Raw genomic sequence first — 4,800 nt, 5'->3', positions numbered from 1 at the left:
ACTATTCCATTATGCAGACTATTTACGAGAAAACTATCCAAATAATACACAATCTGATCACGAAAAGATAGGAACCACTCACGGTTATGGTAGTTGGGCAGGTCAAATCATTATGTCAGATGATTTTGATGAACCATTAGAAGATTTGGCGGAATATATGTAATATCATCTCCGGTTGAATACTTATACTAGGCGCAAAAGCAAGGCAGAAGGCAGAAGGCAGAAGTAAAAGAATAAGGTTTCAAGGGATAAAGTTTTTTATAACTAATTATCCGAATCTGATATAAGATGAAAGATATTCTCGATACTCATGCTTTTCTTTGGTATTTACTAGGTGATACCCGTCTAGGGATTAAAGCGAATAGTATTATTGATACCAAAGCTCACACTACACATTCTAATAAAACTCCCCATCTCCCCATCTCCCCATCTCCCCATCTCCCGATTCCCGACTCCCGATTACCCTTGAGGAGGAGTACGCATTTTATCTCTAGGAATTTCTGGAATTTCTACATCTTCTAAATGGGCAAAACGCTGTTTGATTCTCTCGGCAAGGTTTAAAGATTTTGTGGGAGTTTCAGCTTGTCGATAATCTTGGGGTAAATTAGTTTGTTGAGCAACTAACTTAAAAGTCTCAACAATTTCTGTAATGATAGCAATCTGTTTTGGACTTAGACCACTGACATCGATTACTTTATTTTCCATCACAAGTTTACTCGTTGGTTTACGTAATGGTATTTTGATAGAACAGGAAACAGGTAACAGCGGATCTGGGAGCACCTAGGACTCTGTACCTCACTACATTGAAAACAGCTATACTAACATAGTATCAATCTAAATAGTAAACTTGTTTATGTTAACCCTTGATCAAATTGAAACAGCTATTCGACAATTACCAAACAGCGAGATTCGAGAGCTGGCAGCCCGCTTACAGAAATATTTAGATGATTTAGATCATAAGTGGGACCAACAGCTAGAATCTGACCTAAGCTCTGGAAAGCTAGACAGCCTTATTGCCAAAGCAGAAGCAGATATTGCTACCAATCAAATTAAGGAGCTTAATGAAATCCTTTAAGCTGTTGTGCATTTAAACTGTATAGTATTGAAATTAACTAAAAAACATAGAATCCACTCACTTGCCTTTTGCCTTTTGCCTTTTGCCTTTTGCCTTAATCGTCAGCGCGTATCACTCGTAACTACCGGGCTTTAGCTATCAAGAAAGGTAACGATTATTACTGGATTTGGATTGGCACACACGATCAATATCAAACTCTTCTTAATTAGGTTCTCCCATCACCCCATCACCCCATCTCTAAAAAAAAGTAGTTCCTGGCTGGTGGGCAGTGGCTGATTATTCACTAGGCTGTTTGCTAATTCCGTTGCTAGCCACTGCCCACCCTACGATTATCCCTATCTCCCCATCACCCCATCTCTAAAAAAAGTAGTTCCTGGTTGGTGGGCAGTGGCTGATCATATATTCACCGCTCTGGCTAATTCCGTTGCTAGCCACTGCCCACCCTACGATTATCCCTATCTCCCCATCTCCCCATCTCCCTATCTAAAAAAAGTAGTTCCTGGCTGGTGGGCAGTGGCTGATAATAGCTTCACCGCTGTTTACCAATTCCGTTGCTAGCCACTGCCCACCCTACGATTATCCCTATCTCCCCATCACCCCATCTCTAAAAAAATTAGTTCCTGTCTGGTGGGCAGTGGCTGATCATATATTCACCGCTCTGGCTAATTCCGTTGCTAGCCACTGCCCACCCTACGATTATCCCCATCTCCCTATCTCCCTATCTCCCCATCTCCCCATCTCCCCACTCCCCACGTAACAAAACGTAAGAAAAAACCTATTGACACAGGCACAGCCAACTCAATAAGCTAAACCACAGAAAGTTTAATTCTATGGAGATGAAACCTAGCCCTAGAAAAAACTCCTACCCAAACAGACCGCTCCTGTGCCCCGGAACGGGGTAGCAAAGCAAAATGAGGAGTCAGTCTCCGAGTCTCTCTCCCAGTACTGTGCAGCGGCGATGAGTGGTGAATTGAAATACGGTCCTTTTGCGGGCGACGACGCAGAGTAGTGCCCTTAATTTACCACCATCTGATCAAAATGTCAAAACCTCTTTTTGGTCTCGGATGGCGCACGATTCGCCTGGATAAATTGGCGAGCTACCTGTGCTACTAACTTGTTTTCGGTTACCTGGCACGGGCGTGCTTGGCGGGCATTAGTCGAAGAAGGTAGAGTCGTACTCGAAACTGAGGGCTGACTTGAAAGGAGCTTGCTACCCCAGTGGCATTGTGGAGCAGGCTTCTTTTTCGGTTTATATTTTTGGCAGAAGCCTTGATATGAGGGGCGGCATGAATAGGAGGGTGGGCATCCTGCCTGCGATGGAATATTGATAACCGGCAAGATGCCGGTTCCACCAAGATATTTCACCAAGATGCCCATTCCATCCACTGAGTCAAACAGGAATAATTAGATGCATCCTGAAGATGGAAGCGATCGCATTTGCTGGCTGCATGACAGATAGAGTTAAAAAAAGTTCCTGTCTGGTGGGCAGTGGCTGATCATAGCTTCACGGCTGCTGGCCAATTTCACGCAACAGCCACTGCCCACCCTACGCTTCTGCTGCTTTACAGATAGAGTAAAAAAAGTTCCTGTCTGGTGGGCAGTGGCTGATCATAGCTTCACGGCTGCTAGCCAATTTCAGGCAACAGCCACTGCCCACCCTACGATTCTACGATTCCTCCCCATATCCCCATCTGAAAATGGAAGCGATCGCATCTGGTAATGCATGACACAGAGAGTAAAAAAAGTGGCGTTGCTGATTCTGGGTATGGTTTCGCCCCCCTAGCCCCCCAATTCTGGGGGGAACACAACTCTCAAAGTCCCCCAGACTTGGGGGACCAACGGGGGCTTAAATAAAACCAGATGATCGCGCATTCATTCCTTAATTCAGCAACGCCAAAAAAGTTCCTGTCTGGTGGGCAGTGGCTGATCATAGCTTCACGGCTGCTAGCTAATTTCAGGCAACAGCCACTGCCCACCCTACGATTAATTTCCCGATTCTCCCCATCACCCCATCACCCCATCACCCCATCACCCCATCTCCCCATCACCCCATCTCCCCAAAGCCAGTGACCACCACCGACTCCCCCCAAGTTACCTATCAGTGGCTCGAAAACTTTGATGCTGCTGCCTCTTTAGAATACGATGACTACACTTGCCCCAGCATTGCCAGCCACTGGCAAGGTGCCAGCCCTCTAGGGGAACTGCTGGGTTTAGCAGCAGTAGAAAATGATGAAATGGTGGGCTTGCTGGTAGCAGAACTGCGCAAAGACCCCAAAACCGACACCACTAGTGCCGTCATTCTTTCCCTGTTTGTCCACCCGGAAAACCGCCGACAGGGGGTTGGCAGCGGGTTAATCACCCATCTGGAAGCCCACGTCCGGGCACTGGGTTGTAGCCAAATGGAGCTATCTTACCAAGCCACAGAACTGACCACCGTTGCGTTGGAACCCTTGCTCAAAAGATTGGGATGGGAAACCCCTAAAATTTCCTTAATTTTGGCAAAATCTGACAGGGAACATATTGCCCAAGCCCCCTGGGTCCACCACTATCGTTTCCCCAAAGATTTCACCGTGTTTCCTTGGGCAGAGCTAACCCCAGCCCAGGAGGAACGGATTCACCAACGGCAAAAGCAAAAGGTTTGGTATCCTGAATCCTTGTCTCCGTTTCTGGAACCCTCAAAACTAGAACCCCTCAACAGTTTGGGTTTGCTCTATCAAGGAGAGGTTGTGGGTTGGATGGTGAACCACCGGGTTGGCCCCGATACTATCCGCTATACCTCGATGTTTGTGGTGCGACGGTTCCAACGGCGTGGCCGTGGTGCCATGCTAATTGCCGAATCTCTCATGGCTCAACTCGATAGTGATATTCCTTACTATACCTTTGCCGTGGGGGAGAGTAACCAACCCATGCTTCAATTCGTGGATCGTCGCCTTAAACCTTACTTGACGTCGTTAACTGAAGCGTATCGGAGTCTTAAGAAATTAGGGAGTAGGGAGTAGGGAGTAGGGAATAGGGAGTGTGGGGAGATGGGGAGATGGGGAGATGGGGAGATGGGGTGATGGGGTGATGGGGAGATGGGGTGATGGGGAGAGAAATTAATCGTAGGGTGGGCAGTGGCTAGCAAGGGAATTGGCCAACAGCCGTAAAGCTATCATCAGCCACTGCCCACCAGCTGCCCACCAGTGATGGGGTGATGGGGTGATGGGGTGATGGGGTGATTGGTGTTGATGGTAATTATCCTAACATTATATTAGTAAGTAGGGTGTGTTAGCCGGTAGGCGTAACGCACCGCACTTTTGTGTTAGCCGATAGGGGTAACGCACCGGGCTTTTGTGTTAGCCGATAGGGGTAACGCACCGGGCTTTTGTGTTAGCCGATAGGGGTAACGCACCGGACTTTGCACATGAACACAATATAGCGTTGATTGCATGTATGAGGTACAATTATCAACCTCAAAGTCCCCCTTTTTAAGCTATGCATTAGTCACATCTTTCTTAACAATCCAGAGAGCTGATGGGACGTGAGGCAAGGTGGAATTACTTCATATTACTTAATCCATCATATCCGTGTTGAGTTTTTGTTCTTCCATTCAACCTCCATGGGGTACTTCATAATGTAATACAGAAGAATTATGCATTTGGGGTAGCTTGGCGTACGCTATTACTTGCTGACGAACTCAGGGATGATCCAATGTTCGTGAGTAAACTGACAGAGCCACGAACAAT

General features: G+C 46.8%; 5 protein-coding genes and 1 pseudogene. 5 read left to right on the top strand and 1 reads right to left on the bottom strand.

What is annotated here, in order from left to right; genetic code table 11:
- The coding region (locus F6J99_RS42180; RefSeq protein ID WP_293122690.1) for a DUF2281 domain-containing protein at positions 1-163 on the top strand (163 nt) is incomplete at its 5' end.
- A gap of 296 nt (positions 164-459) precedes the next feature.
- On the opposite strand, the gene F6J99_RS42175 is transcribed toward F6J99_RS42180, so the two are convergent.
- Entirely contained in the window at positions 460-705 is a 246-nt protein-coding gene (locus F6J99_RS42175) for a hypothetical protein (RefSeq protein ID WP_293122687.1), read from the bottom strand.
- A 148-nt stretch (positions 706-853) separates the two neighbouring features.
- Between F6J99_RS42175 and F6J99_RS42170 the strand changes: the two genes are divergently transcribed.
- The 4 genes and pseudogenes from F6J99_RS42170 (at position 854) to F6J99_RS42160 (ending at position 4,074) form a co-directional block, all read left to right on the top strand.
- Positions 854-1,075: a hypothetical protein gene (locus tag F6J99_RS42170; RefSeq protein WP_293122684.1), complete on the top strand. Its 222-nt coding sequence runs from the start codon at positions 854-856 to the stop codon at positions 1,073-1,075.
- A gap of 387 nt (positions 1,076-1,462) precedes the next feature.
- Positions 1,463-1,633: a hypothetical protein gene (locus F6J99_RS42165; RefSeq protein WP_293122681.1), complete on the top strand. Its 171-nt coding sequence runs from the start codon at positions 1,463-1,465 to the stop codon at positions 1,631-1,633.
- A 307-nt stretch (positions 1,634-1,940) separates the two neighbouring features.
- Positions 1,941-2,084 (top strand): annotated as a pseudogene (locus F6J99_RS45985) (hypothetical protein); the annotation flags it as partial.
- A gap of 1,057 nt (positions 2,085-3,141) precedes the next feature.
- The gene (locus F6J99_RS42160; RefSeq protein ID WP_293122678.1) at positions 3,142-4,074 is read left to right on the top strand and encodes a GNAT family N-acetyltransferase; all 933 of its coding nucleotides are present in this window, start codon (positions 3,142-3,144) and stop codon (positions 4,072-4,074) included.
- Positions 4,075-4,800: the final 726 nt, after the last annotated feature.

The sequence above is a fragment of the Moorena sp. SIO4G3 genome, assembly GCF_010692305.1.
Lineage (GTDB): Bacteria > Cyanobacteriota > Cyanobacteriia > Cyanobacteriales > Coleofasciculaceae > Moorena > Moorena producens_A.
The sequence above is the reverse complement of the archived record's forward strand: the minus strand, read 5'-3'. Positions and strand labels throughout refer to the sequence as shown.

Excerpts from the sequence above, each read along its gene's own strand:
- F6J99_RS42175 (WP_293122687.1), bottom strand. The coding sequence starts at position 705 with ATGGAAAATAAAGTAATCGATGTCAGTGGTCTAAGTCCAAAACAGATT.
- F6J99_RS42170 (WP_293122684.1), top strand. The coding sequence starts at position 854 with ATGTTAACCCTTGATCAAATTGAAACAGCTATTCGACAATTACCAAAC.